Origin of the sequence: Paroceanicella profunda, from assembly GCF_005887635.2 — a bacterium.
GTDB classification, from domain to species: domain Bacteria; phylum Pseudomonadota; class Alphaproteobacteria; order Rhodobacterales; family Rhodobacteraceae; genus Paroceanicella; species Paroceanicella profunda.
This window is the reverse complement of the sequence record NZ_CP040821.1, coordinates 164,658-189,758: the sequence shown is the minus strand read 5'-3', so window position 1 is coordinate 189,758 and position 25,101 is coordinate 164,658. Positions and strand designations below refer to the sequence as shown.

The 25,101-nt window shown below is 71.2% G+C and carries 28 protein-coding genes; 20 read left to right on the top strand and 8 right to left on the bottom strand.

Translation table 11 applies throughout. From position 1 onward, the window contains the following. Positions 1 to 453: 453 nt before the first annotated feature. The 4 genes from FDP22_RS25315 to FDP22_RS25025 all read left to right on the top strand — a co-directional run bounded on the left by FDP22_RS25315 (position 454) and on the right by FDP22_RS25025 (position 2,112). Positions 454 to 711, top strand: a complete 258-nt coding sequence (locus FDP22_RS25315) for a hypothetical protein (RefSeq protein ID WP_143972301.1) — start codon at positions 454 to 456, stop codon at positions 709 to 711. Between the two features lie 53 nt (positions 712 to 764). Continuing rightward, on the top strand, positions 765 to 1,232 hold the full coding sequence (locus tag FDP22_RS25400; RefSeq protein ID WP_430226127.1) for a hypothetical protein: 468 nt from the start codon (positions 765 to 767) through the stop codon (positions 1,230 to 1,232). 76 nt (positions 1,233 to 1,308) lie between these two features. After that, a complete protein-coding gene (locus FDP22_RS25030) occupies positions 1,309 to 1,803 on the top strand; it encodes an ABC transporter permease (RefSeq protein ID WP_239032026.1) in 495 nt (164 codons plus the stop codon). A gap of 12 nt (positions 1,804 to 1,815) precedes the next feature. Further along, a complete protein-coding gene (locus FDP22_RS25025; RefSeq protein ID WP_430226154.1) occupies positions 1,816 to 2,112 on the top strand; it encodes an ABC transporter permease in 297 nt (98 codons plus the stop codon). Between the two features lie 286 nt (positions 2,113 to 2,398). Here FDP22_RS25025 and FDP22_RS22715 read toward each other — a convergent pair whose 3' ends face one another. The 3 genes from FDP22_RS22715 to FDP22_RS22705 all read right to left on the bottom strand — a co-directional run bounded on the left by FDP22_RS22715 (position 2,399) and on the right by FDP22_RS22705 (position 4,389). Further along, complete coding sequence (locus FDP22_RS22715; RefSeq protein WP_239032024.1) at positions 2,399 to 3,079, bottom strand: hypothetical protein; 681 nt, start codon at positions 3,077 to 3,079, stop codon at positions 2,399 to 2,401. Positions 3,080 to 3,163: 84 nt separating this feature from the next. Continuing rightward, positions 3,164 to 3,688, bottom strand: coding sequence for an oxidoreductase C-terminal domain-containing protein (locus FDP22_RS22710; RefSeq protein ID WP_143972300.1), 525 nt, complete (start codon positions 3,686 to 3,688; stop codon positions 3,164 to 3,166). Then, positions 3,685 to 4,389, bottom strand: coding sequence for an NAD(P)/FAD-dependent oxidoreductase (locus tag FDP22_RS22705; RefSeq protein ID WP_143972299.1), 705 nt, complete (start codon positions 4,387 to 4,389; stop codon positions 3,685 to 3,687). Before FDP22_RS22705 ends, FDP22_RS22710 begins: the two co-directional genes overlap by 4 nt. A 126-nt stretch (positions 4,390 to 4,515) precedes the next feature. Between FDP22_RS22705 and FDP22_RS22700 the strand changes: the two genes are divergently transcribed. Then, positions 4,516 to 5,406, top strand: coding sequence for an FAD binding domain-containing protein (locus FDP22_RS22700; protein WP_138576837.1), 891 nt, complete (start codon positions 4,516 to 4,518; stop codon positions 5,404 to 5,406). Next, complete coding sequence (gene dctP / locus FDP22_RS22695; RefSeq protein WP_138576839.1) at positions 5,403 to 6,368, top strand: TRAP transporter substrate-binding protein DctP; 966 nt, start codon at positions 5,403 to 5,405, stop codon at positions 6,366 to 6,368. Before FDP22_RS22700 ends, dctP (FDP22_RS22695) begins: the two co-directional genes overlap by 4 nt. A 47-nt stretch (positions 6,369 to 6,415) precedes the next feature. Here dctP (FDP22_RS22695) and FDP22_RS22690 read toward each other — a convergent pair whose 3' ends face one another. After that, positions 6,416 to 7,069: a GntR family transcriptional regulator gene (locus FDP22_RS22690; RefSeq protein WP_138576841.1), complete on the bottom strand. Its 654-nt coding sequence runs from the start codon at positions 7,067 to 7,069 to the stop codon at positions 6,416 to 6,418. A gap of 122 nt (positions 7,070 to 7,191) precedes the next feature. Between FDP22_RS22690 and FDP22_RS22685 the strand changes: the two genes are divergently transcribed. The 12 genes from FDP22_RS22685 to FDP22_RS22630 all read left to right on the top strand — a co-directional run bounded on the left by FDP22_RS22685 (position 7,192) and on the right by FDP22_RS22630 (position 17,461). Next, positions 7,192 to 7,698, top strand: a complete 507-nt coding sequence (locus FDP22_RS22685) for a (2Fe-2S)-binding protein (RefSeq protein WP_138576843.1) — start codon at positions 7,192 to 7,194, stop codon at positions 7,696 to 7,698. Beyond that, positions 7,688 to 10,045: a xanthine dehydrogenase family protein molybdopterin-binding subunit gene (locus FDP22_RS22680; protein ID WP_138576845.1), complete on the top strand. Its 2,358-nt coding sequence runs from the start codon at positions 7,688 to 7,690 to the stop codon at positions 10,043 to 10,045. The genes FDP22_RS22685 and FDP22_RS22680 overlap by 11 nt, the downstream gene beginning before the upstream one ends. 86 nt (positions 10,046 to 10,131) lie before the next feature. Further along, positions 10,132 to 11,460: an aromatic ring-hydroxylating oxygenase subunit alpha gene (locus FDP22_RS22675; protein ID WP_138576847.1), complete on the top strand. Its 1,329-nt coding sequence runs from the start codon at positions 10,132 to 10,134 to the stop codon at positions 11,458 to 11,460. Beyond that, positions 11,460 to 11,816 carry a hypothetical protein gene (locus tag FDP22_RS22670; protein WP_138576849.1) on the top strand — a complete coding sequence of 119 codons (357 nt, stop codon included), beginning with the start codon at positions 11,460 to 11,462 and terminating at the stop codon, positions 11,814 to 11,816. The genes FDP22_RS22675 and FDP22_RS22670 overlap by 1 nt, the downstream gene beginning before the upstream one ends. Before the next feature lie 10 nt (positions 11,817 to 11,826). Further along, entirely contained in the window at positions 11,827 to 12,240 is a 414-nt protein-coding gene (locus tag FDP22_RS22665) for a cupin domain-containing protein (RefSeq protein ID WP_138576850.1), read from the top strand. Then, a complete protein-coding gene (locus FDP22_RS22660; protein ID WP_138576852.1) occupies positions 12,237 to 12,518 on the top strand; it encodes a cupin domain-containing protein in 282 nt (93 codons plus the stop codon). The genes FDP22_RS22665 and FDP22_RS22660 overlap by 4 nt, the downstream gene beginning before the upstream one ends. Then, positions 12,515 to 13,030 (top strand): nuclear transport factor 2 family protein, encoded by a 516-nt coding sequence (locus FDP22_RS22655; RefSeq protein WP_138576854.1) that lies wholly within the window; start codon positions 12,515 to 12,517, stop codon positions 13,028 to 13,030. The genes FDP22_RS22660 and FDP22_RS22655 overlap by 4 nt, the downstream gene beginning before the upstream one ends. After that, entirely contained in the window at positions 13,030 to 13,875 is an 846-nt protein-coding gene (locus FDP22_RS22650; protein WP_138576856.1) for a dihydroorotate dehydrogenase electron transfer subunit, read from the top strand. The genes FDP22_RS22655 and FDP22_RS22650 overlap by 1 nt, the downstream gene beginning before the upstream one ends. Continuing rightward, positions 13,869 to 14,822, top strand: a complete 954-nt coding sequence (locus FDP22_RS22645) for a dihydroorotate dehydrogenase (protein WP_138576858.1) — start codon at positions 13,869 to 13,871, stop codon at positions 14,820 to 14,822. The genes FDP22_RS22650 and FDP22_RS22645 overlap by 7 nt, the downstream gene beginning before the upstream one ends. Further along, positions 14,819 to 15,154 (top strand): non-heme iron oxygenase ferredoxin subunit, encoded by a 336-nt coding sequence (locus FDP22_RS22640; protein WP_138576860.1) that lies wholly within the window; start codon positions 14,819 to 14,821, stop codon positions 15,152 to 15,154. The genes FDP22_RS22645 and FDP22_RS22640 overlap by 4 nt, the downstream gene beginning before the upstream one ends. Continuing rightward, complete coding sequence (locus tag FDP22_RS22635) at positions 15,151 to 16,140, top strand: asparaginase (RefSeq protein ID WP_239032023.1); 990 nt, start codon at positions 15,151 to 15,153, stop codon at positions 16,138 to 16,140. Before FDP22_RS22640 ends, FDP22_RS22635 begins: the two co-directional genes overlap by 4 nt. A 691-nt stretch (positions 16,141 to 16,831) precedes the next feature. Continuing rightward, a complete protein-coding gene (locus tag FDP22_RS22630; RefSeq protein ID WP_138576862.1) occupies positions 16,832 to 17,461 on the top strand; it encodes a LysE family translocator in 630 nt (209 codons plus the stop codon). A 60-nt stretch (positions 17,462 to 17,521) separates the two neighbouring features. On the opposite strand, the gene FDP22_RS22625 is transcribed toward FDP22_RS22630, so the two are convergent. The 4 genes from FDP22_RS22625 to FDP22_RS22610 all read right to left on the bottom strand — a co-directional run bounded on the left by FDP22_RS22625 (position 17,522) and on the right by FDP22_RS22610 (position 22,436). After that, entirely contained in the window at positions 17,522 to 18,838 is a 1,317-nt protein-coding gene (locus FDP22_RS22625; RefSeq protein WP_143972298.1) for a TRAP transporter large permease, read from the bottom strand. Between the two features lies 1 nt (position 18,839). After that, positions 18,840 to 19,379: a TRAP transporter small permease subunit gene (locus FDP22_RS22620; protein ID WP_138576864.1), complete on the bottom strand. Its 540-nt coding sequence runs from the start codon at positions 19,377 to 19,379 to the stop codon at positions 18,840 to 18,842. Between the two features lie 70 nt (positions 19,380 to 19,449). After that, the gene (gene dctP, locus FDP22_RS22615; protein ID WP_138576867.1) at positions 19,450 to 20,403 is read right to left on the bottom strand and encodes a TRAP transporter substrate-binding protein DctP; all 954 of its coding nucleotides are present in this window, start codon (positions 20,401 to 20,403) and stop codon (positions 19,450 to 19,452) included. A gap of 332 nt (positions 20,404 to 20,735) precedes the next feature. After that, positions 20,736 to 22,436, bottom strand: coding sequence for an alpha-amylase family glycosyl hydrolase (locus tag FDP22_RS22610; RefSeq protein ID WP_138576869.1), 1,701 nt, complete (start codon positions 22,434 to 22,436; stop codon positions 20,736 to 20,738). 230 nt (positions 22,437 to 22,666) lie between these two features. On the opposite strand from FDP22_RS22610, the gene FDP22_RS22605 reads away from it, so the two are divergent. Both FDP22_RS22605 and FDP22_RS22600 read left to right on the top strand, forming a co-directional pair. After that, the gene (locus FDP22_RS22605) at positions 22,667 to 23,716 is read left to right on the top strand and encodes a LacI family DNA-binding transcriptional regulator (protein WP_138576871.1); all 1,050 of its coding nucleotides are present in this window, start codon (positions 22,667 to 22,669) and stop codon (positions 23,714 to 23,716) included. Between the two features lie 34 nt (positions 23,717 to 23,750). Continuing rightward, a complete protein-coding gene (locus tag FDP22_RS22600; protein WP_138576873.1) occupies positions 23,751 to 25,097 on the top strand; it encodes an ABC transporter substrate-binding protein in 1,347 nt (448 codons plus the stop codon). Positions 25,098 to 25,101 lie beyond the last annotated feature (4 nt).

The window sequence follows — 25,101 nt, the reverse complement described above, 5'->3', positions numbered from 1 at the left end:
TTCTTCAACCACCTCTCCTCCGGCGAGGCGGACCTCGGCATCTACTTCGACGGCCGCACCTGGAACCACTATGACAGCGGGGCGGAGTGGATCGACTTCATCAACCCCGAGGAGGGCGGCTCGCTCAACGGTGTCGCGGTGCAGATCCCGAAGAACGCCGACCGCTGGCCTGGGACTACGTGAACGAGGTGCTCGACGCGCAGAACCAGTCGAAGTTCGCCAAGATCATGAACTACGGCGTCACCAACAAGAACGTCACCTTGACGAGTGCTCGCCACCCGTGTGACCCCCTGGGAGAAGACCGTCTTCCCGCCCTACGCGCAGATCATCGAGGTGCGCAACGAATGGGTGGACCGCTGGAACCGCGAGATCGGCGGCTGAGCCCCGCCGCCGTCCGCCGCGCCCCTGCCCCGTGCCGCATCCGGCGCGGGGCCCTCACTCCGGACACGTGCCATGACTGACGTGAGCCCCGCCGCCCCGCCCCGCCCGCGCCCCGTGCTGCGGGCCTGGATGCTCGTGCTGCCGGCGGTGCTGTTTCTCGCCGGGTTCTTCGTGGCGCCGCTCATCGACAACGGCAACCGCTCCTTCCTGGGCGAGGAGGGCGGCTTCACGCTGGCGCGCTACGGGGAGCTGCTGTCGGACCGCTTCTACCTCGGGGTGATCTTCGAGACGGTGGCGCTCTCGGCCGGGGTCACGCTGATCTCGCGCTGATCGGCTACCCGGTGGCGTATTTCCTGGTGCGCAAGGCGGGGAAATGGTCCGGAGTGGTGATCTTCCTCCTCATCGCGCCGCTGCTCACCTCCATCATCATGCGCACCTTCGGCTGGCAGGTGCTGTTCGCGCGGCGCGGGCTGGTGAACAACCTGCTGGTGGACCAGCTCGGCCTGATCGAGCGGCCGCTGCGGCTGCTGAACTCGCCGGAGATCGCCGTCGCCGCCCCTGGTCCATTGTGGTGCCCTTCTGGTGCTTTCCATCGCCTCGGTGCTGCAGGGGGTGGACCGGCGGCTGGAGGAATCGGCCCAGACGCTGGGCGCGGGGCGGCTGCGCACCTTCTTCGAGGTCACCCTGCCGCTGTCGCTCGACGGGTGGGCACCGGGGCGATCCTGGTGTTCATGATCGCCAACGGCAGTTTCGTCACCCTGGTGCTGCTGGGCGGCGGGCTGCAGACCCTGCCGCTGCTCATCTACCAGCAGTTCAACACCACGCGCGACTTCGCATGGCCAGCGCGATGAGCACCATCCTGCTGGTGATCGCCCTCGTCTGCCTGTGGCTGCAGCTCCGGCTCGTGCGCCGGCAGGGAGGCTGAGGATGGCCCGCATCGCCCGCCCGGACTGGGCCTCCCTCGGCCTGCTCGCCTTCGTGGTGGTCTTCTTCGTGTTCATGCTCGCCCCCATCCTGGTGGTGGTGGTGGTCTCCTTCACCTCCGCCTCCTACGTGGCCTTTCCGGTGCCCGGCTGGTCGCTGAAATGGTTCTGGCACATCTTCGAATACGAGCCGTTCATCGCATCGCTGATCGTGTCCTTCGAGGTGGCGGTGGGCGCCACCGTGCTCTCCTGCCTCATCGGCATCCCGGCCTGCCTGGCCCTTGCCCGCTCCCGGGCCGGCTGGGCCGGGGCGGTGATGACCTTCCTGCTCTCGCCGCTCTCCATGCCGATGATCGTGATCGCTTCGCGGGCTGTTCTTCCTGTCCTGGGTGGGGATCGGCATCTCCTTCACCGCGCTGCTCGTCACCCACACGGTGGTGTGCCTGCCTACGTGGTGCGCACGGTGGCGGGGGTACCGCTCCGTGCCGCGCGCCTATGAGGAGGCGGCGCCATCCTCGGGGCGAACCCGCTCGCGGTGTTCCGCCATGTCACCCTGCCGCTGATCCGCCCGGGCATCATGGCGGGCTCGCTGTTCTCCTTCCTCACCTCCTTCGACAACCTGCCGGTGAGCTATTTCTTCGGCTCGGCGGACACGAACACCCTGCCGGTGGTGATGCTGAGCTACATGGAGCACCAGTTCGACCCCTCCATCGCCGCGCTGAGCACGCTGCAACTGCTGCTGGCGGTGGTGGCGCTGATCGTGGTGGACCGGATCTACGGCATCGACAAGATGACGGTGAGCGGCTGAGCCACCGGGCCCGCACGCCGGCTGCACCCGGCCCGCTCCCGCCGTCTCCGACACCTGCCGCGCATCTCCCGGGCCCGGCAGGGCGCCCGGGACCGAACCTGCGTGTTGCCCGGCCCGTGCGGGGCGCGGCTGCCCCGCCTCGTGCGGCGGCGCCGGCGGACCGGCCCGTCACCCCGCCCTGCTCCGGCGCCGGCCGCAGGGCACGGCATCGGGCGTGGCGCAAGCGCCGCCTCCGGCCCGCGCGGCCGCGGAGCGGCGGGAGCGGGCCGGGTTCAGCCGGCCAGGGTCAGGGTTTCCGCGAACATCGGGAAATGCAGGTTGCTGCCTCGAAGGGCGGGAAATTCTCGAAATCCGCCCGCATCACGTGCCGCACCGGGGATTGCAGCGCCGCTTCCAGCGCGGCGGGGCTGTCGAACATCAGCCGGTTGCGCTGCATGAAGGCCACGCGCTGCTGCCAGGGCAGGGCGTCGCACCAGTCCACCCGGGTGAGGATCTCGATCTCGCGCACCCCGGGAAGGTGGCCATGATCCGCGGGTGATGGGCGATGTAGTAGGTGAGCCAGGCGTTCAGGTCCTCCGCCGCGCCGGGGTAATGCACGAGGTAGGAACAGGCCTCCGGCGTGCCTCCCGGCTTCGGCTCGGGCACCGGGAAGGCCCGCACCAGCATGGCCTGGTGCGCCACCGTGGCGCCGGCAGATCCCGCCAGCCGTCGGCCAGCGCCGGAGGGGGCCGGCCGGGCCCGCGGCGGCCTCCAGCGCGGTCAGCTCGTCGAAGTAGAGCTGGAAGGCCAGCGCCGGCGAGGGGCCGTCGTCGGTGTAGAGATCCCGCGCCGTCGCCGGGGTGTAGAGCCTCGCCATGGTCACGCCCGGCGTGGCGGCGAGCACCTCCCGCGTGTGGGCGAGCCCGGCGTCGGAGAGGCGCGCGGCAGGGTCGGTGGCGGTGACATGGGCGATGAGGGTGAAGCGCATGTGAGGTCCTGCGGCTTGGGAGGGAGGGGAGGGGCGGGGCGCCGCCGGGTCAGGCCGCCGGAACGGCGCTCGGGAGCAGGGACTTCAGCCGCTGCGCCGGGTCGGCGAGGGCCTCCGGGCGCACCGGTTTCCCGCCGCCACCAGCCCTTCGACGAAGCGCCGCTCGCGGCCCGCGTCGATCAGCACCGCGCCGAGGGGCCGGCCCCCCTCGTGCCAGAAGAGCACCGATCCCGGCGCGCCGGGCGCCCCGCGCCACAGCCTCTCGCCGCGGCCCTCCCACACACCGACCACCTGGATGTTGCAGCCGAACTGGTCGGTCCACATCCACGGGGTCTCGCAGGCCGGCGTGGCGGTGCCGCACAGGGTGCGGGCCACGGCGGCGGCCTGGGTTTCCGCGTTGCGCCATGTCTCCAGCCGCAGCGGGCGGCCCAGCACGGGGTTCGGCGTTTCGGCAATGTCGCCAATGGCATAGACGTGGGGTCCCGCGCCCTCCACCCGGCAATATTCATCGGTGAGCAGCCCGTGGGAGGCACCGTGACGCGCGCCGGAGACCAGCCCCGGCTCCGGCAGGATGCCGATGGCGCAGAGGCCGAGATCCGCCTCGATCACCCTTCGGCGGTCTGCGCCGCAATGCCGGTGCCGCGCGGCAGGACGCGCTCCAGTGTCACCCCGGTGCGGATCTGCACCCCGTTGCCGGCATGCAGCCCGGCCAGCCAGGCGGAGGCCTCCGGCGGCAGCACGCGTGCCATCACCCGCGGCCCCGCCTCCAGCACCGTGACCGCGCAGCCGCACCCGGCGGCGGTGGCCGCCACCTCGAGCCCGATCACCCCGCCGCCGACCACCAGCAGCCGCCGGCAGGAGCCGAGCCGGCTGCGCAGGGCGCGCGCGTCGGCAAGGTCGCGCAGCATCAGCAGCGCCTCCGCCCCGGGCAGGGCCAGCGGGCGCGCCCGGCCGCCCGTGGCGCAGATCGCGTGGTCGAAGCCGAAGCTGCGGCCGTCGGCCAGGGTCACACGGCGGCTCTCCGGGTCGATCCGGGTCACGGTGCAGCCGCCGATATGCTCGATGCCGGCCTCCGCCCAGTCCTGCGCGCTGCGCAGGGACATGTCGGCCGCGCTGGTCGTGCCCTTCAGGAACCCCTTGGAGAGCGGCGGGCGCTCATAGGGCAGCGCGGGTTCGGCGCCCAGCATCAGGATGCGCCCGGCGAATCCGTGGCGGCGCAGCAGCAGCGCCGCGCGCCCTCCGGCATGCCCGGCGCCGACGATCACGACGGTTTCCAGCGTGGTGTCCCTGCGGGGAGTGTCTTCGGCCATGAAACGCTCCGGATTTCGGTTGAAACGTATTGCGTATACGGTATATTCAACCGACACGGCCGGCAAGGCCTTATCTCCCACCCCCTCCCCGCTGCCCGCGGGGTCCACGCCCAGGCAGGAGACCGGATGAAGGCGCCCCCCTTTCGCTATGCCCGCCCCGAGACGGTGGCCGAGGCGGTCCGGTTGCTGGCGGAGCACCCCGGCGCGAGGATCCTCGCCGGCGGGCAGAGCCTCGTCGCCACGCTGCAGATGCGGCTGAGCGCGCCCGTGCTGGTCATCGACATCAACCGCATTCCCGGGCTCGACAGCATCCGCCGCGCGGGCGACAGGCTGCTGATCGGCGCGCTGGTGCGCCATGCGCAGACCGCCGGCTCGGCGCTGGTGGCCGAGCATTGCCCCCTCGTGGCCGCGGCCATGCCGCATGTGGCGCACGCCGCGATCCGCAACCGGGGCACCACCTGCGGCAGCCTCGCCAACGCGGACCCCGCCGCCGAGATGCCGGCCTGCGCCGTGGCCCTCGACGCGCTGCTGGAGATCAGCGGCCCGGGCGGGGCGCGCTCGGTTCCGGCGCGCAGCTTCTACAGCGGGCTGTTCGAGACCGATCTGGCCGAGGACGAGCTGCTCACCGGCGTCTCCCTGCCCGTGGCGGCCCCGGGCGAGCGCTTCGTGTTCGACGAGATCGCCCGGCGCCACGGCGATTTTCCGGAGGTGGGGCTGGCCGCGCGCCGGCGCGCGGAGGGCGGGCGCACGGTGGCGCTGGACCTGGTGATCTTCGGCCCAGAGCCCTGCCCGCGCCCCAGCGCGGCCGCGCGGGAGATCGCCCTCCACCGCCCCTTCGACGCCGCCTGCATTGCCGAGATCACCGCCGCCGTCACCGCGGAGATGGAGCCGATGGCCCATGCCGCGGTGCGCCGCCTGCAGGCCGGCGCCTTGCTGCGCCGTTGCCTTCCCCGGTTGGCCGACGGCCCGCCGGACCATCTGAAAAACGAGAACCACCAACAGGGAATCCCAGCATGACATCCACCGCAAGCTTCTGCGCCGCCGCCCTGGCCGCTCTGCTGAGCACGGCCACGCTCGCCTCCGCCGAGGAGGTCACCCTCAAGGCCGGCGTCTTCGTGCCGCTGCCCACCACCTATGGCGAGCCGTTCAAGCGCTTCGTCGACCATGTGAACGAGGTGGGCAAGGGCGTGCTGCAGATCCGCGTCGTCGGCGGGCCGGAGGCGATACCGCCCTCCGAGCAGGCGAATGCCGTCTCCACCGGCGTGCTCGACATGGCCTCCATCCCGCCGGCCTACTACAAGGGCCAGATGATCGAGGGCGACGCGCAGTTGCTCACCGACATGACGCTGGCCGAGCAGCGCGCCTCCGGCGCCTATGCCTATCTCGATGAGCTGGCGGGAGAACGCTTCGGCGCCACCTACCTCACCACCTACGGCGTGAACGTGCCCTTCCACATCTACACCACGAAGGAGATAACCGGGCCGGAGGACCTCAAGGGCATGCGCATCCGCGCGCAGCCGAACTACGGCGCGCTGTTCCGGGCGCTTGGCATCGAGTCCATGACCATCGCGCCCACCGAGGTGTTCACCGCGCTGGAGCGCGGCGTGATCGACGGCTACGGTTGGCCGGTCTGGGGCATACAGGATTTCGGCTGGGACAAGATGACCAGGATGCGGGTGGACCCTGGCTTCTACTCCGTCATCGTCAACGTGCTGATGAACAAGGCGAAATACGAGAGCCTCACAGACGCACAGCAGCAGGTGCTGACCGAATCCGCCGCCTGGTTCGAGAAGGACATGGAGAGCTGGTCGAAGGACAAGACCCGGGAGAACCTGGAGGCGCAGGCCGCCGCCGGCATCACCTCGATCGACTTCGGGCCGGAGTTCCGCCAGATGGCCGCGGACCGTTACTGGAAGGAGCTCTCCGAGGCGAGCCCGGAGCCGATCGCGAAGCTGCGCGCCCTGCTCTCGGCGGACTGAGCCTGGCCGGGGCCGGGGCCGGGGCCGGGGCCGCCCCGGGCCGGCGCTCAGGCGTTCTCCGCGCTCCAGGCGAGGAAGGAATCCCGCGCCAGCCCCAGCAACGTGGCCTGGGCCGCCTCGGCGGCCCCGGCATCGCCGGCCTCGATGGCATCGGCCAGTTTCGCCGATCCGCCGACCGAGAGCCCTCGCCAGCGCGCGTCCTGCAGCGTGTTGACGCGCATGAAATGAATGGTGTCCTCGTAATGGGCTATGGCTTCGATCAGGCGCTTGTTGCGCACCGGCGCGAACAGCGCGGCGCGCACCCGGCGGTGCGCGGCAACCCAGGTGTCGGCCTCGCCGTGACGGGCGATCTCGCCGCGGATCAGCCCGGCCAGTGCGGTGCGTTTCTCCGCGCTCAGCACCTCCACCGCGAGGCGCACCGCGTAGGGCTCCAGCCGCAGGCGGATCTCGGTGATCTCGACGATCTCCTCCGGCCCGAATTCCGGGAAGCGGAAGCCGCGCACCGCCTGCACCAGGATGCGGTCCCGCACCAGAAGGGCCAGCGCCTCGCGCACCGGGGTGCGGGAGACGCCCAGCTCCTCCGCGAGGCTGATTTCCTGGAACTTGTGGTCCATGGGAAACTCGCCGCGGGTGATCCGCTCCTTCAGGTTGTCGTAGACCTGCTGGCGCAGGTCGGCGACGCGGACGATGGCTTTTCTCATCTGTTTCCTCTCGTTTCCCCCCGGTTCCGGCGGGCCGCACCCCCCTGCGACGCCGCCCCCCGGCCGGGTATTGCGTTCTTAGTATACGGAATACGTCGGACTGACCAATGGAATGTGGCGATATGACCCCTGATCCCGAAGCCTCCGGAACGGTGCGCGTGCAGATGGCCGTGAACGGCAGGCCCGTCAATGCCGAAATCTCCGCCTGCACCAGCCTCGCGGATTTCCTGCGCGGCGAGCTGGGCCTCACCGGCACCCACCTGGGCTGCGAGCACGGGGTGTGCGGCGCCTGCACGCTGGAGGTGGACGGCGTCGCGGTGCGCGGCTGCCTGATGCTCGCCGTGCAGGCCGACGGCGCCCGGGTCCGCACCGTGGAGGGGCTGGACGACCCGCTGGGCCGGGCGCTGAAGGCGGCCTTCGTGGCGCGCAACGCGCTGCAATGCGGCTTCTGCACCCCCGGCATGCTCGCCACGCTGCACGAGGCGATCGGCGCCGGGCTGGCGCCGGAGCGCGGGGCGGTGCGCGCCGCGCTCTCCGGCAACTTCTGCCGCTGCACCGGCTACGAGGCCATCGTGGACGCCGCGATGGACGTGATCCGCGCCCGGGAGGAGACCGCCGATGCCCGCTGACCGGACACTGATCGGCGCCTCCGCCCCGCGCGCCTCCGCCCGCCGCACGGTGGAGGGGCTGGGCCGCTACACCGACGATCTGGACGCCGCCGGCGCCGCGCATGTCGCCTTCCTGCGCAGCCCGCATGCCCATGCCCGCATCCTGGCGACGGAGCTGGACGAGGCCCGCGCCGCCCCGGGGGTGACCGGCGTCTACACCGCGCAGCATCTCGCAGCGGTGTGCGGGCCGTGGCAGACGCGCCTCGCCGCCCTGCCCCGGCATGTCTCGCCGCCGCAGCAGGCGCTGGCGGGGGAGATCGTGCGCTATCAGGGTGAGCCGGTCGTGGCCGTGCTGGCCGAAAGCCGCCGCGCCGCGGAGAGCGCGCTGGAGCTTGCCTGGGTGGAGTTCGAGGACCTGGACCCCGCCATCCTGCCGCCCGACATCTTCGAGCCGGGCTTCGACCCCGCCGCCTGGGAGCCGCAGCAGGCGCTGGACCGCAGCATTGCATACGGCGACGCCGCCGCGGCCCTGGCGGGCGCGGCGCATGTGGTGCGCCACCGCTTTTCCTTCGGGCGGCAGACGGCGGTGAGCCTGGAGGGCCGGGCCGTGGATGCGGGGTTCGACCGACGCACGGGGCGGCTCACCGTCCACCAGTCGCACCAGGCGCCGTTCCAGATGCAGCAGATCTATGCTGACCTGTTCGGCCTGCCGCTGGGCCGGGTGCAGGTGATCGCCCCCGACGTGGGCGGGGCCTTCGGTGGCAAGCTGCACGCCCTGCCGGACGAGATCGCCGCCGTGGCGCTGGCGGTGCTCACCGGGCGCCGGGTGAAGTTCACCGCCGACCGGCTGGAGAGCTTCCTCGCCGACGCCCATGCCCGCGAGGCCCAGGCCGAGGCCCGGCTGGGGGTGGACGCGGAGGGCCGCATCCTGGGGCTGGAGATCGAGTTCGCCGCCGGGCTCGGCGCCTATTCGATCTACCCGCGCGGCTCGGTGGGCGATGCGCTGCAGGCCATCCAGTTGGCCCCCGCCGCCTACCGCGTGCCGCATTACGCCGCCCGCGCCCGGGCCTGGTTCCAGAACAAGGCGCCGGTGGGGGCTTACCGCGGCGTGGGCCAGCCCATCGCCTTCGCGATCATGGAGCAGATGCTGGACATGGCCGCCGCCGCCTGCGGGCTGGACCCCGCCGAGATGCGCCGGCGCAACTACCGCGCGGCGCCCGAAACCCCCGGCCCCACCGAGACCGGCGTTGTGCTCGAGAGCCTCACCACCCGCGCCTGCCTCGACATGCTGCTGGCGGAGATGGACTATGCCGGCCTGCGCGCCGAACAGGCGGCCCTGCGCGCCGAGGGCGTGTACCGGGGCATCGGCCTCACCACCTTCGTCGAGCTCACCGGCGTGGGCGCGCAGCTCTACGGGCCGCAGCAGGTGCGCGTGGCCGCACAGGAAACCTGCCGGTTGAGCCTGGAGCCGGACGGCAGCCTCACCTGCCGCACCTCCGTCACCGACCAGGGCCAGGGCACGCTGGGCGGCCTCGCGCAGATCGTGGCCGAAACCCTCGGCGTGGCGCCGGAGGCGGTGGAGATGATCGCGGGGGACACCGGCGCCACCCCAGTGGGCGGCGGGGCCTGGGCCTCGCGCGGCATGGCGCTCGGCGGCGAGGCGGCGCTGCGCGCGGCGCGCGGGCTGGCGGGCCGGTTGCGCGCCGTGGCCGCCCCGCTGCTGCAATGCCCCGAGGAGGCGCTGCGCTTCGCGCAAGGCGGGCTGGAGGGGCCGGGCGGCGCCCGGATCAGCTTCCGCGAGATTGCCGAGACCGTGGCCTTCCGCCCCTACCTGCTGCCCGGCGGCACCGCGCCCGCGCTGGAGGTGACCGAAAGCTTCCTGCCGCCGGACCTGCCCTACCTCGCCACCAACGGCGTGCTCGCCGCCCATGTGGAGGTGGAGGCGGAGACCGGCCTCACCCGGGTGCTGGGCTTCTGGGCGGTGGATGATTGCGGGCGCATCGTGAACCCGATGCTGGTGGACGGCCAGATCCGCGGCGGCGTGGTGCAGGGCATCGGCGCCGCCCTCTTCGAGGAATGCCGCTACTCGGCCGACGGCCAGCTCACCAACGGCAGCCTGGTAGATTACCGGGTGCCCATGGCTGCGGACATGCCCGACATCGTGGTGCGCCACATCGAGACCCCCACCCGCCAGTCCCTCCTCGGGGCGAAGGGCGTGGGCGAGGCCGGTACCGTGGGCGCGCTCGGCGCCATGTGGTGCGCGGTGAACGACGCGCTCGCCCCGCTGGGCGCCAGCGTGCGCCGCCAGCCCTTCACGCCCGAGCACGTGCTCTCGCGCATCCACGGGCTGGAGGAGGATTTCGACTGATCCGGCGCGGGCCCCGGCCGGCCCGTCCGCAGGGCTTGCAAACCTGCGAATAACGTATACGGTATACTCAAACACGAGGTGATGCCATGAATCAGCAATCCAAACCCAGCCTCCATGACCGCTACCCGGAGCTCGGCCGCGACAACCTTCCCGTGGGGCCTTACGTCGACGAGGCCTGGTACGCGCTGGAGAAGAAATACCTCTTCAAGAAGACCTGGCTGCATGTCGGCCGGGTGGAGGAGATCGCGAAGACCGGCGATTATTTCGTGCGCGACATGCCGGTGCTCGATTCCTCCATCATCGTGACGCGCGACCGCAAGAAGCAGGTGCGCGCCTTCCACAACGTGTGTTCGCACCGGCTGAACCGCGTGGCCTATGAGCCCTGCGGCACCACGCGGAAGTTCTTCTGCAAGTTCCACGGCTGGGCCTATGACCTCGACGGCAGCCTCACCGGCGTGCCGGACGAGAAGTCCTTCTTCGACCTCGACAAGTCGAAATACGGCCTCACCCCGGTGAGCGTGGACACCTGGCACGGGTTCATCTTCATCTGCCTCGACCCCGAGCCGGAACTCTCGCTGAAGGACTTCCTGGAGCCGATGTACGGCGAGCTCGACGGCTACCCGTTCGAGAAATTCACCGCCTGCTACTCCTGGAACACCGTCTTCGACTGCAACTGGAAGACCGCGCTCGACGCCTTCCAGGAGACCTACCACGTGGGCTACGTGCACGCCCGCTCCATCGCCGACGCGCTCGACAAGGACGAGGAGGGCAACCTCCACCCGATCGACGGTGTCTGCGGCGCCCATCACCGCCGCCTCTCCATCGCGGGCAACCCCAAGTCGGTCTACGGCAACCCCAAGGCCGCCACCGGCGGCGCGGGCGCGGAAGACTCGATCTCCGGCTCCGGCACCGCGCGCGCCATCGCCGGCAAGGCGCTGAAAGTGGCAAAGGACGGCACGAAGCTCGACTTCTCCGACCTCAAGCTGCCGAAGGCGCTGAACTGGACCGGCCACCCGAACTGGGCCTTCGACATCAACGTGATCTTCCCGGACTTCTACCTCTCCTGCCGGCCGAACTACTTCCAGGCCTACAATTTCCGGCCGATCGCGCACAACAAGACCATCTTCGAGGCCCGCGTCTACTACCCGGAGATGAAGACCTCCGGCGGCCGCTTCTACCAGGAATACATGAAGGTCGCGCTGCGCGACGTGCTGCTGGAGGACCTCTCCACGCTGGAGATCACCCAGGCCGCCGCCGAGACCCGCGCCAAGAAGGAGATGGTCCTGCAGGACTACGAGATCATGGTGCGCCACCAGGCCGTGGTGGTGGAGCGGATGATCCGCGCCGGCCTCGAGAAGGACGGGCGCGACCCCGACATCGCCCGCCAGACCGCCCTTGCCGGAGGTATCCTCTGATGACCGCCATCCTGCCCGCCGCCTTTGCCGACCTGGAGCCCTGGTCCGACTGGTGCCTTGCCACCGAGACCCTGCGCAACCTGCGCCGGGTCACCTCGCCCTTCCCCGGGATCAAGGCCTTCGCCGAGGCCGTGCTGCCGCATGTCGAGGCGATGACCGCGCATATCGACGCGAACGGCTTCCCCGACCCGGAGGCGATGGACGCCCCCACGAAGAACCTCTTCTACATGCTGATGTCGCTGGCCGAGGTGGCACCCGCCATCGAGTCCTACGACCCGCAGGCCACCGTGATCGACGGCTACGAGTCCAAGCGCTTCGCGCCCGACGAGGCGCACCGCCTGCGCCCGGCGCTCTGAGGGGGCCGGGATGGCAAGCTGTCAGATCTTCTCCTTCACCGAAGGCCTGCGCGAGGTGGTCGCGGACGGGCTCTACATGCAGTCCGTCGTGGGTGACGCGCTCTCGGTCGGCGTGGTGAACTTCCGCGCCGCCAAGGGCTCGGACATCCCGCCGAAGTCCCACGCGCACGGCGAAGAGGCCACCCTGCAGCTGCGCGGCGGCTGCACCGTGGGCCTCGGCCCGGACGGGGCGGCGCCCGAGAGCACGGTGGCGCTGGAGGCGGGCTCCGTGATGATCATGCCCGCCGATGCGCCGCATTCGGGCGTGAACAGTTTCGACGCCGAGGGCATGTGCCTGCGCCTCAACGTGGTGACCCCGCCGCGCGCCGAATACGGCGCCAAGGGCGCCTCGCAGGTGTTCTACCCGATGGGAGAGAAAGCATGAGCGGCCCGCGCGTCGAACAGTCCGGCCTGGGCGCCGCCCCCTACCACGCGCAGGGCGCTTCCCTCTCGGTCGATCTCGGCTGGCTCGAAGCCGAGGCGCCGGAGGCCACCGGCCCCGAGGAGATGCTTGCCGTGCTCGAAGGCGCGCTCACCCTCACCTGCGACGGCGCGCGCCACGCGCTTTCCGCCGGACAGGGCGCGCTGATCCCCGCCGGGGCGCGCCGGGCGCTCGTGCCCCAGGGCCGCGCGCTCCTCTACCGGGTGAGGGCGGCAGGATGACGCTGGAAGAGCGGCTCGCGCGGCTGGAGGCCTGCGCCGCCATCGCCGAAGTGATGGAGCGCTACGCCACCGCGGCCGATGCGAAATACACCGCCCTGCGCGCGAAGCGGGCCCGGGCGGAGATCGACCGTGCCGCCGCCGGTCAGGCCGCCTGCTTCGCCCCCGATGCCCTCTGGCAGGGCGGCGATTTCGGCGGTGACCGACAGGGCCGCGCGGCAATCGAGGCCTTCTTCCGCGTGAGCCCCTGGCAGTTCACCGCCCACCATTACGGCCAGCCGCTGATCGGGGTGGAGGGCGGCTCCGCCACCGCCTCCTGGCGGCTCCTCGAGCTCGGTATCCGCGAGGCGGATGGCCGTGTGGTCCTGCTCACCGGCCGCGTGGCCCAGAGCTGGGCACAGCTTCCCGAGGGCTGGCGCATCGCCGCGATGCGCTTCGAGAGCCTCCACGCCATCTCCCTTGCCGACACGCCCGAGGCGCTGCGCTGCCTCATCCCTGCCGGAGAGTCCTTCTGATGCCCGACACCGCCCTGAGCCCCGCCCCCGAGGCGCGCGCCGGCTTTCCCATCGAGGAGGCGCTCTGCGAGATCGTCTCCAATGACGCGGTGAATGCCGAGTACCGGCTGATGATCGCCCGCGCCCCGGAGGCCGCCCTGCGCGCCCGGGCCGGGCAGTTCTTCCACCTGCTCTGCCCCGCCACCGAGGCCGGCCAGCCCTTCCTGCGCCGCCCGATGAGCATCTACCGCATCGACCGCGCCCGCGGCGAGATCGGCTTTCTCTACAAGGTCACCGGCAAGGGCACCCGCGGCCTCGCCACCCTGCGCCCGGGCGAGACGCTGAACGCCCTCGGGCCGCTGGGCCGCGGCTTCACCCTGCCGCAGGGCACGCGCCATGTGATGATCCTCGGCCGCGGCGTGGGCCTTGCCACCATGGCCCCGCTCGCCCGCCTCGCGGCGGAGAGCGGCGCCGCGGTCACCGCCGTGCTCAGCGCCCGCAGCCCGGAGCTGGTGATGTCGCGCGCCGAGCTTGCGGCCGCCGGCGCCCGGGTGATCGAGGTGGTCGACACCGACGGCTCCTCCGCCCCGGAGGAGATGGAGCCGCACCTCACGGCCCTGCACGACGAGCGCGCCTTCGATTACATCGCCACCTGCGGCTCCAACCGGCTGTTCCGCCTCGCGCGCGGGCTCGCCCGCTCCTGGGGCATCACCGGCGAGATCGCGCTGGAGCAGCACATGGGCTGCGGCCTGGGCATGTGCTACGCCTGCGTCATCCCCGTGGCGCTGCCCGGTGGGGGCGAGGAATACCGCCGGGTCTGCTGGGACGGCCCGGTCTTCACCCTCGAGGAGGCCATGGGATGGTAAGCTCCACTGCACCGGACCTTTCGGTCCGCATCGGCTCGCTCACGCTGAAGAACCCGGTCATGCCCGCCTCCGGCACCATTGCCGAGGGCATGACGCAGGTGATCGACATGGGCCGGCTCGGCGCCATCGTGCTCAAGACCATCACGCCGGACCTGCGCCAGGGCACCCTGCCGCCGCGGGTGGCGGAATATCGCGACGCGACGCTGTTCTCCATCGGCATCCCCTCCAAGGGGCCCGATTACCTGCTGGAGCATACGCTGCCGGCCTATGCGGCCTGCGACGCGCCGCTCATCGCCTCGGTTTCGGCCGATACGGCGGAGGATTTCGGCAAGCTCGCCGCCTATATCTCCGACCCGCGCATCGCCGCGATCGAGGCCAACATCTCCTGCCCCAACCTCAAGGCCGACGGCCGCGCCTTCGGAATGGACCCGGAGGCGACGCGCGAGGTGATCGAGCGCATGGTGGCGGCCACCCGCACACCGGTCTGGGCCAAGCTCACGCCCAACGTGGGCGACATCACCGTCTTCGCCCGGGTGGCGGAGGAGGCGGGGGCCGAGGCCCTGATCGTCGGCAACGCCATCCTCGGCATGGCGGTCAACGCGGAGACCATGCGCCCGCGCCTCGGCAACGTGATGGGCGGGCTCACCGGCCCGGCGGTAAAGCCCATCCTGCTGCGCATGGTCCACCAGTGCGCGAAGGCGGTGCGCATCCCGGTCATCGGCTGCGGCGGCATCACCTGCGGAGAGGATGCGGTGGAATACATGCTCGCCGGGGCCACGGCCGTGCAGGTGGGCACGGCGAATTTCATCCACCCCCACACGATGACCGAGGCGGTGGACTGGATCGCCGAGTACTGCACCCGCCACGGCCTTTCCGCCGCGCGCGAGATCACCGGCGCGCTGCGCCCGCTCCACGCCCCCGCCACAGCCCCGACGGAGACCGTATGACCGACAGCGACTGGACCCGCCTCTGCGCCACCGGCGACGTGCCGGAGGGCGAGGCCCGCAGCTTCACCGCCGCCGGCAAGCGGCTCTGCGTCATCAACGACGGCGCGCAGTTCTACGTGCTCGACGACCTGTGCACCCATGGCCAGGCCTGGCTCTCCGAGGGCTATTGCGACACCGAGGATTGCGTCATCGAGTGCCCCCTCCACGGCGGGCTCTTCGACTACCGCAACGGCAAACCCGCCGGCGACCCGGCCGAGAAGGACGCCCCCACCTATGCCGTGCGCGTCGAGGGCGAGGCGGTTCTCGTGGCCCTCGCCGGGGCGCCGGCGTGAGCGCGCGGCGCGTCGCGGTCATCGGCGCGGGCGGCACCTTCGCGATGATGGGCGCGCATGCGCGCGACTGGGTGGATTACGGGGACACCGGCATCATCCGCCCGGTGGAGGAGGTGCTGGCCGAGCTCGCCCCCGGCCTGCCCGGTGTCGAGGCGGTGCCGCACTCCTTCCGCACCCTGCCCTCCACCGGCATCACCGCCGCCGACTGGTGCGCGCTCGGCGCGGAGATCGCCGCGCGGGGGGCGGAGCCGGGCCTTTCGGGCATCGTGGTCACCCACGGCACCGCCTCGATGGAGGAGACGGCGTTCTTCACCTGGCTCACCTGCGCGGCCCCTCTGCCGGTCGTCTTCACCGGGGCGCAGCGCCCGCCCAACACCGAAGGTTCCGACGCGGGCCCGAACCTGCGCGCCGCCATCGCCGCGGCGGCGAGCGGACGCCTCGCGCCCGGCGCCTGCCTGAGCATGAACGCCACGCTCTTCGATGCGCGTGACGTGAGCAAGACCGCGAATTTCGCCCTCGACGCCTTCGAGGCGCCCGAATTCGGCCCCCTCGGCCTCGTCGAGGCCGACGGCACCCTGCGCCTCGCCCGCCAGGCCCCGCCCCGCCCGCGCCGCTTCGCCCTGCCGGCCGATGCGCGCGCCCTGCCCCGGGTCGATATCGCCTTCTCTCACGCCGGGGCGGATGGTGCCGCCATCGATGCCTTCATCGCCGCCGGCGCCCGGGCCATCGTGAGTGCCGGAATGCCCCCGGGCCGCTGCACGCCGGGCGAGCGCGCCGCGCTGAAACGCGCCGTGGCGGCCGGGGTCACCGTCGTCCAGAGCTCCCGCGCCCCGCGCGGCCGCGTGCCGCTGCAGGCCTACAACACCGCAGACGGCATTCTTTCGGGCGGATCGCTCGCGCCCAACAAGCTGCGCATCCTCCTGATGCTGGCGCTGGCGGAAGCCATGCCCGCCGACGCGCTCCAGGCCCTGCTGCTGGCCTGCTGACCCGGCGCGCCCTGCGTCACGGCCCCCGGCGCGACCCGGCCGGACGCGTCTGCGCCACACCCTCCAGCGAGGCCCGATCGGACGCGCCAGCGTCACGCCCTCCGGTGAGGCCGGGCCCGGCGCGCGGGTGCACGCCGGTCCGGAGCCATCGTGCACCCGCGCACCGCCGGGCGCCGGCCGGCCCCGCCGGCCCTTTCCCGACGGGGCTCGATGCCCCCGAGGGGAAGTCCCCCTCCGGCCCACGCGACACGGCGACACCTGCGCCCGTGCCGGCTCCGCGAGCGGTCTGCTGCGCGAGGGCCCCTGCGCGCGCCGTCGGGCACGTCGATCCGCCTCTCCCCGTGCGCGCGCCTGGCCCGCCCGTTGCGGCTCCGCGCCACGTCCCGGCCCCGCGGGGACATGCGCTCCACATTGCAGGGTCCTGACAGCCCAGCCGGTCGGTCCGCCTGCCGCCGGTTCACGAAAGCGCCCCGATGGGGCCCCCGGAGTCCCGGTCCGCCCCGTCCTCTCCCCCGCCTCGGCCGGTGGGTTGCAGAGCCCTGGCGCCCCCGGCGGGAGGCCGCGGGCCGGTCAGGTGGTCGTGCCGGGGGGGCCGTCTCCGCCGAGCGCTGCCGCCCGCGCGCAGGTGGCTGGCTCGGCGCGCGATGTCGTGCCAGACTGGGGACGGACCCCATTCATCGGAGGCGGACGCATGGATCTTCACGCAGCTCTGGCGCTGGCCGGCACGACGGCGGCGCTCGTCGCCCTTCCCGGGCCGAACGTCGCCCTCATCATCGCCACCACTCTCGGGCACGGGCAGCGCGCGGGCATCGCCACGGTGCTCGGCACGACGCTGGGCGTGGGGCTGCAGCTCGTGCTGGTGGCGCTGGGGCTGGCGGCGCTGCTGGAGCACGCGGCCGGGGCCTTCTCCTGGCTGCGCTGGCTGGGGGTGGCCTACCTGTTCTGGCTCGGCTGGCGGTCATGGCGCCGGGGCGCGGCGGCGGCGGAGATGCCGGCGCAGGAGCCGCGGCCCTCGGCCGGGCTGCTGCTGCGCGGGCTGCTGGTGGCGGCGGTCAACCCGAAGACGCTGCTGTTCAGCGCCGCGTTCCTGCCGCAGTTCGTGGGCCCGGACGCGGGCGCCGCCGGGCTGGTGCAGGCGGCGGCGGTGCATCTGGCGGTGATGCTGGCGGGCGACCTGCTCTGGGTCACCTGCGCCGAGCGGGCGCGCCCGGCGCTCACCCGGCTCGGGCCGCTGCGCCACCGGCTCACCGGGGGGCTGTTCTTCGGTGCCGGAGCGGGGCTGGCGCTGGCGCGCATCGGGCGGCAGGCCGCAACGCCCTGAAAAGCCCCCCGCAGGCCGGGCCTGCGGGGGCAGGTCGCTCCCGTCCCCGGGAGACACCGCTCAGCGGAGCAGGTCCGGGAGCCATTGCACGAGCCCGGGGAAGATGACGAGCAGCGCCATCACCGCGAACTCGAGGATCAGGAAGGGCACCACCGCCGCGTAGATGGTCGAGATCGGCGTCTCGCGCCCCGCCACGCCCTGCATCACGAACAGCAGCAGGCCGAAGGGCGGCGTGCACAGGCTGATTTCCAGCGCGATGAGCATCAGCACGCCGAACCACAGCGGGTCGATGCCCGTGGCGGCGATGATGGGCATGAACACCGGCAGGGTGAGCATCATCATCGACACCTGGTCCATGAAGCAGCCCAGCAGCACCAGCACCGAGAGCATGGCCACCGTCATCGCCAGCGGTGCCAGCCCGAAGGTGGTGACGAGATCGGCCACCGCCTGGGTTGCGCCGGAGAAGGCGAGGATCTGGCTGAAGGTGCCCGAGGCGCAGATCACGAACAGGATCATGGCGGAGAATTTCAGCGTCTCGATCACCGCCTCCTTCATGTTGGCCAGCGTCACCGAGCGGTAGCAGGCCCCGGCGATCACCGAGGCGATCACCCCCAGGGCGGCGGATTCCGTGGGCGTGGCCACGCCGGTCATCATGCTGCCCACCACCACCACGAAGATGCCCACCAGTGGCAGCACGTATTTCACCAGCGGCATGAGGCGGTCGCGCAGCGGCAGCGCCTCCACCTCATAGGCCGGCGCGAGGGCCGGGTTCATCCGGCAGCGGATGGCGATGTAGGCGAAGAAGGCGATGGCCATCAGGATGCCGGGCACGATGGCCGTCAGCAGCAGGTCGTTGATCGAGATGCGCGCCAGCGAGCCCAGCATCACCGCGAGGCCGGAGGGCGGGATCAGCATCGCGACGCCCCCCACCGCGAGGATGGGCCCGATGGCGATGGTGGGCGCATAGCCGCGCGCGCGCATCTCCGGCAGCAGGGTCTTGCCCAGCACGGCGGCATTCGCCAGCGTGGAGCCGGAGAGCGAGGAAAAGACCGTGCCCCCGATCACCGCCACCATGGAGAGGCGGCCTGGCACGCGGGAGATCACCCGGTCGATCGCGTTGATCGAGCGTGCGGCCATGCCGGTGTGCAGCATCACCTCGCCCATCAGCACGAAGAGCGGGATGGGCACCAGCGCGTATTGCGCCACCGCCGAGCGCATGTTGCGCACCATCTGCAGCAGGCCGAGGTCTCCGCCGAGGAAGATCAGCGCGCCGATGATGTTGACCGTGAGGAAGGAGAAGACCACCGGCAGGCCGAGCAGCAGGAACCCCACCACCCCGCCGAACATCACCAGCAGTGCGAATTGCCATTCGACCATGTCAGATCCCGTCCTCGATGCGCGGTGCCATCGGCTCGGCCGGGCCCGCGCGCCCGGAGCGGAGCGGACGGGCGGCCAGCGCCACCCGCCGGGCGAATTCCACCGCCAGCAGCGCGGTGGCGAGCGGAATCTGCCACTGCAGCCACCAGTCCGGGATGATGAGCTCGCTGAAGATCAGCTCGCCCCGGCTCCAGGAGGTGGCGAAGACACGCACCCCGTACCAGGTGATCACCGCGCAGGTGACGAGGCCGGTGAGGCTGGTGAGCAGCTCCGCCGCCTCCCCCAGCCGCTTGGGCAGGTGGGTGACGAGCACGTCCACGCGGATGTGCAGGTTGTGGCGCAGGATCCAGGGCGCGGCCAGCACGGCGATGTTGAACATCGCGTGCTCGGAGAGGTCGACCACGCCGCGGATCACCCCCAGCCCGAGGCTGCGCAGGATGGCCTCGGCGCCGATGGCGACCACGAGGAAGCAGATCAGCAGGCCCGCCACCCAGGCGAGTGCGGCGACGAAGAGCGCGTATGCGCGGGCGAGGGCCATCATGACACCCTCGCCCCGCGCCGGCAGCGGGCCGGCACCGCCGGGGTCACGGGCTGCAGGGGGGCCATCGCGCTCACTTCATCAGCTTCGCGCGCAGGGCGGGGATGGCGTCCGGGCTGATCTTCTCCAGCTCGTCCCAGTAGACGTCGCTCGCCCGGGTGGCGAAATCCGCCCCGAGATCCACCGCCTTGATGCCGGCGGCATCCTGGGCGGCGGCGTTCTGCTCGGAGAGATCGGCCATGTAGCCCTGCATGGTGGTCTCGAACCAGGCGACCGAGTCCGTCAGCACCTTGCGCTGCGCCTGCGTGAGGCCCTGCCAGCGCGCCTCGTTCATCATCACGTTCACCACGACGTTGTAGAAGCCGGGCTCCACCCGGACCCGGGTCATCTTGTCCCAGCCGAGGTCCTGGATGCCCCAGGCGGGGAAGGCGTAGCCCTGCACCACGCCGCGTTCCAGCGCGGTGTAGACATCCGGGATCGGCAGGGTCATCGGGCTCACCCCCAGCGCGGCGAGGAACGGGTTGAACAGCGGCTGGCTGCGGATGCGCATGCCGTCCAGGTCGGCGGCGGAGGCGATGTCCTCGGTGAGGTAGAGGTGGAACTTCACCCCCGGCCCGTAGGAGGTGAGCATCTCCGCGCCCAGCTTCTGGCGGATCACGTCCTGCAGAAGGGCGTATCCGCCGGAGGCGCGCTGTTCCTCCAGCAGCATGTTCGAGAGATCCTGCGCATTCGCCTCCGGCACGATCTGCTTGTAGTGGCCGGGCACGGTGACGGCGATGTCGATGAGCCCGTCGCGCAGGGCGTTCGGCTGCTCGGTGGCCGGCAGCGCCTCAGGGCCGATGATGTCGATCTTCACCTCGCCCTTGCCCACCTCGTTCACGTGATCGGCGAACAGCTTGAACGGCGCGCCCCAGGTCGTGTTGATCGTGGTGAAGGTGGCGGCCCGCAGGGTGGCCTCGTCGGCCCGGGCACTGACGGCGGAGGCCAGCGCAACAGCCGACAACGCGAAGGCGAATGTGAACTTCATGGCGGGCTACCCTTTCCGAGGTGGCTTGTCTGCTCAGAATCAAGGCAGCGACTCGCCGCTGCCCGGAAATTGGTAGCGTATACGGTATTCGATATTCGCGGACAGTCAACGCCCGAAGATCACCTTCCGCGCCGCGGCGCACAAGGGGCATCGCGGCCAGGCTGTCGGGGGGCGGGGGCACGGGGCCGGGGCGCGGGGGGCGCGCGCGGGCAGGCCGGGGGCGCGGTTGTGCGGGCGCGGTGCGGGGGGGGCGAAGGTCGGCTGCCCGTGTCAGGGCAGCCGGCGGAGCAGCGGCCCGGGCCGGCGGATGCCGCGGGCCCGGGCGGGTCGGTTCAGCGCGCGGTCAGCCAGCGCACGCCGTAGGGCGGCAGGGCGATCGTGGCGCCGGGCGCACCGGAGAGGGCCTCCACGCCCGTCGGGTCGAGCAGGCGGGCGAACCCGGCTGCCGCCTGGGGAAGGGGCACGTCGCACGCCGCGTCGGTGAGGTTCACCAGCACGCAGACCGCGTCCTCCCCCGCGCCGCGCCGCAGCGCGAAGACACCGGGGGCGCTCTCCAGCACCTCCTGCGCCGCCTTGGGGTGGAAGGCCGGCAGGCTGCGGCGCAGGTCCAGCAGCGCGCGGTGGCCGGCGAAGACGCGGGCGCGCAGGCTGGTCGGATTGGCGAGATCCGCGTCCAGCGCCGCCCGGTCCAGCTTGGCGCGGTTGATCGAGCGCGCCCGGCCGGTGCGCGCCAGCCCCTCGGTGTCGTTGCGCGAGCCGAGCAGCGAGTGCACGTAGACCGCCGGCACCCCGGCCAGCGCCACGAGGATGCTCTGCGCCGCCAGCATCCGCGCCGCGATGGTCTGCGCGCTGTCGCCCGGGCGGGACAGGCCGTCGAGATAAGTGGTGTTCAGCTCATAGGGAGACTCGCCGGTCGGCGTGGCGCGCATCGACACCTGCCCGCCCCCGGCGCGCACGTGTTCCACCATCGCGTCGATTTCCGCCTTGTCCAGCAGCCCTTCCACCGGGCGCAGGCCCACCCCGTCATGCGAGGAGAGGAAGTTGAAGAAGGTCGCGTCGCCCGGCGCCGGCTCCAGCGTGGAGAGCCAGGATTTCAGCTTCGTCCCGTCCCCGTTCAGGAAGGCATGCATCACCAGCGGCGGCAGCGGGAACTGGTAGACCATGTGGGCTTCGTTCGTGCCGTCGCCGAAATAGCTGATGTTGTCGGCATGCGGCACGTTGGTCTCGGTGATCAGGATCGTGCCGGGGGCGACATGGTCGAGGATCATCCGGATCGCCTGGATGATGCCATGCGCCTGGGGCAGGTGCATGCAGCTGGTGCCCGGCTCCTTCCAGATGAAGCCGATGGCGTCCAGCCGGATGAGGCGCGCGCCCTGCTCCACGTAGAACAGCATCAGGTCCGCCACTTCCAGGAACACCTGCGGGTTCGCGTAGTCCAGGTCCACCTGGTCGGCGCTGAACGTGGTCCAGACATGCTTCACGCCGGAGGCGGTCTCCACCGGGGTGAGCAGCGGCGTGGCGCGCGGGCGGGTGACGGCGGAGAGGTCCTCCGCCGGGTCGCGGGTGCTGAAGTAGCCGGTGTAGGGCTCTTCGCCGGCGCGGAAGGCTTCGAACCAGGCGCTCTCGGCGGAGATGTGGTTGACCACCGCATCCGCCATCAGATCGTGATGCGCGGCGAGGTCGGCCACCTCCGCCCAGCCGCCCAGCTTCGCGTCCACCGCCCGGTAATCGGTGACGGAGAAGCCGTCATCCGAGGTCCAGGGGTAGAAGGGCAGCACGTGCACGGCGCTGAACATGCCCTGCGCCGGGCCCTCCATGAAGGCCTTCAGCGCCGTCAGCGGCACGGTGTCCCCGTCCAGGACCGAATCGCCGTAGGTGATCAGCACCACGTCCGACTCGTCGATCTGTTTCGGGGCGGGGCGGCTGGCGGCATGGTTGCCGCGGGCCAGGCGGCCTTCCAGCTCCCCCATCAGCCAGGCGGTCTGGCCTGCGGGGTAGATGGTGGCCAGAAGGGCCTCAAGCCGCTGTCTCACCGGGGTTTTTCCGCCGGTCTTCGCGCTGTCGGGCGTGTCGCTGCCATGGGCATTCACGAGCGTTCTCTCCTCTCATCCTGTCAGGCTCCGAAACTCCCGGATACGGTTTCGGAAAGTTTCGTTGCGCGCCCCATACTGTCAACATATGGTCTGCGCCATCAAGAGGCCGCGGCGCAGATCGCGGAGGAAAAGCACCAGAGGAGGCTCCCATCGCGACGCATCGGAGAAACGTGACGATCGACCAGATCGCCCGTGAACTGAACCTCGCGAAGAGCACCGTCTCGCGGGCCCTCAACGGCTATCCCGACATTTCCGAAGACACGCGGGAGCGGGTGACGCGCACCGCCCTCTCGCTGGGCTACACCGCCTCCAGCGCGGCGCGGAACCTCAAGCGCGGCCGGCTGGACACGGTGGGCATCGTGCTGCCGGGCGACGAGCTGGACATCTCCAGCCCCTTCCTGGTGCAGTTCCTGCGCGGCGCCACGGCGGTGCTGGAGCAGCGCGGGCTCGATCTGCTGGTGGCCAGTTCCCCCTCCGCGCAGGACTGGCAGCCGACCTACGAGCGGCTGATCGCCGGGCGCAAGGTGGACGGGCTGATCCTCACCCGCACCCTCACGGACGACCCGCGCGTGGCCTTCCTGAACCGCACCGGCTTTCCCTTCGTGTGCTACGGGCGCACCCGCAGCCCGGAGGATTTCGCCTGGCTCGACATCGATTGCGGGCCGGCGATGCGCGAGGCGGTGCGCCGCGCCGTCGGGTTGGGACACCGGCGCATCGGCTTCATCTGCGCGCCCACGGAGGTGAATTTCGCCCGCCTGCAGCGCGAGGCCTTCGGGGAGGCAGCCGCCGCGGCCGGGCTGGACGGCGAGCTGGTCATCGAGGCCGGGCTCGATTCGGCCGACGGGGCCGCGGCCGCGCGCGACCTGCTCGCCCTGCCCGAGCCGCCCACGGCCATCCTCTGCGGCCTCGATGTGCTGGCCTTCGGCGTGATGCACGCGCTGCGCGACGCCGGGCTGCAGCCGGGCTGCGAGGTGAGCGTGATCGGCTATGGCGACGTGCAGTTCGCCGCCTTCCACCAGCCGCCGCTGAGCACCTTCTCGCAGGACGCGCGCAACGCCGGCGCCTGGACGGCGGAAATGCTGATCGCGCTCCTGCAGGGCACCACGGCCGCGCTGCTGCAGCGGTTGCGGCCGGCCACATTCGTCGACCGGGCCACCCTCGGTGCGCCCACGCTCACGCCCGAAGCCCTGGCGGAGCGGCTCAAACGTTCCGCCGCCTGATATCAAACCAAAACACCACAGGAGAGGAAGCAACATGACCTTGTTCCGACACATCCGCCTGCCGTTGTTCGTTGCCACCTGCGCGCTCACCAGCAACGCAGCCCTGGCTGAGCAGATCCGGTTCTGGACCACGGAGGAGCAGCCCGAGCGCCTCGCCAAGCAGCAGGCCCTCGCGGAGTCCTTCACCGAGGCGACCGGCCACACGGTCGAGATCATCCCGGTGACCGAGAGCGACCTGGGCAAGCGCGCCACCGCCGCCTTCGCGGCCAATGACCTGCCGGACGTGATCTACACCACGCTGCAATACGTGCAGCCCTGGGCCGAGGCCGGCATCCTGGACATCGATTCCGACACCGAGATCGTCGAGGACCTGGGCGCGGACACCTTCGCCCCCGGCGCCCTTGCCACCACCGACATCGACGGGGACTATGCCGCCGTTCCGGTGGACGGCTGGACCCAGATGGTCGTCTACCGCAAGGACCTGTTCGAGGAGAACGGCCTGGAGCCGCCCAACAGCTACGCCAACATCGAGGCCGCGATCGAGAAGCTCTCGAACCCGCCAGAGATGTACGGCTTCGTGGCCGCCACGAAGATCGACGAGAACTCGATGAACCAGGCGCTGGAGCACATCCTGCTGGCCAATGGCGCCACCCCGATCAAGGCGGACGGCAGCGTGGGCTTCGACCCGGAGAAGCTGAAGGAAGGTCTCGAGTTCTACAAGGTGCTCGCGAAAGCCTCGCCTCCGGGCGATCTCTACTGGAAGCAGTCGCGTGAGATCTACTTCGCCGGCAAGGCGGCGATGATCCTGTGGTCGCCCTACATCCTCGACGAGCTGGCCGGCCTGCGCGACAGCGCGCCGCCGACCATCACCTCCGACCCCACCAGCCGCGAGCTTGCCGACAAGACCGGCATCGTGACCACGCTCTCCGGCCCCTCGAACCCCGAAGGCGCCACCTGGGCGGAGATCAAGTACTTCGGCGTGACCACCTCGGCCAACGCGGATGCCGCGATGGAATTCGTGGAATACGCGATGGGCGACGGCTATGCGCAGACCCTCTCCGTGGGCCCCGAGGGCCAGTTCCCGGTGCGCCGCGGCACCGAGGACGATCCGGAGAAGTTCGTGAAGGAATGGTCGGAGCTGCCCGTGGGCGTGGACCGCAAGGCACCGCTGGCCGATCTCTACCCCAAGGAGGTCATCGACGAGCTGGTTGACGGGCTGAACACCGCCAAGCGCTGGGGTGTCGAGGAAGGCGCGCTTGCCACCGCCTCGAAGATCATCAACTCGGGCGTCATCAACCAGGTCACCCGCCGCTTCATCGACGGCGAGATCGACGCGGACACCGCCGTCGAGCAGATCAACGACGGCATCTCCGGCCTCTGAAACG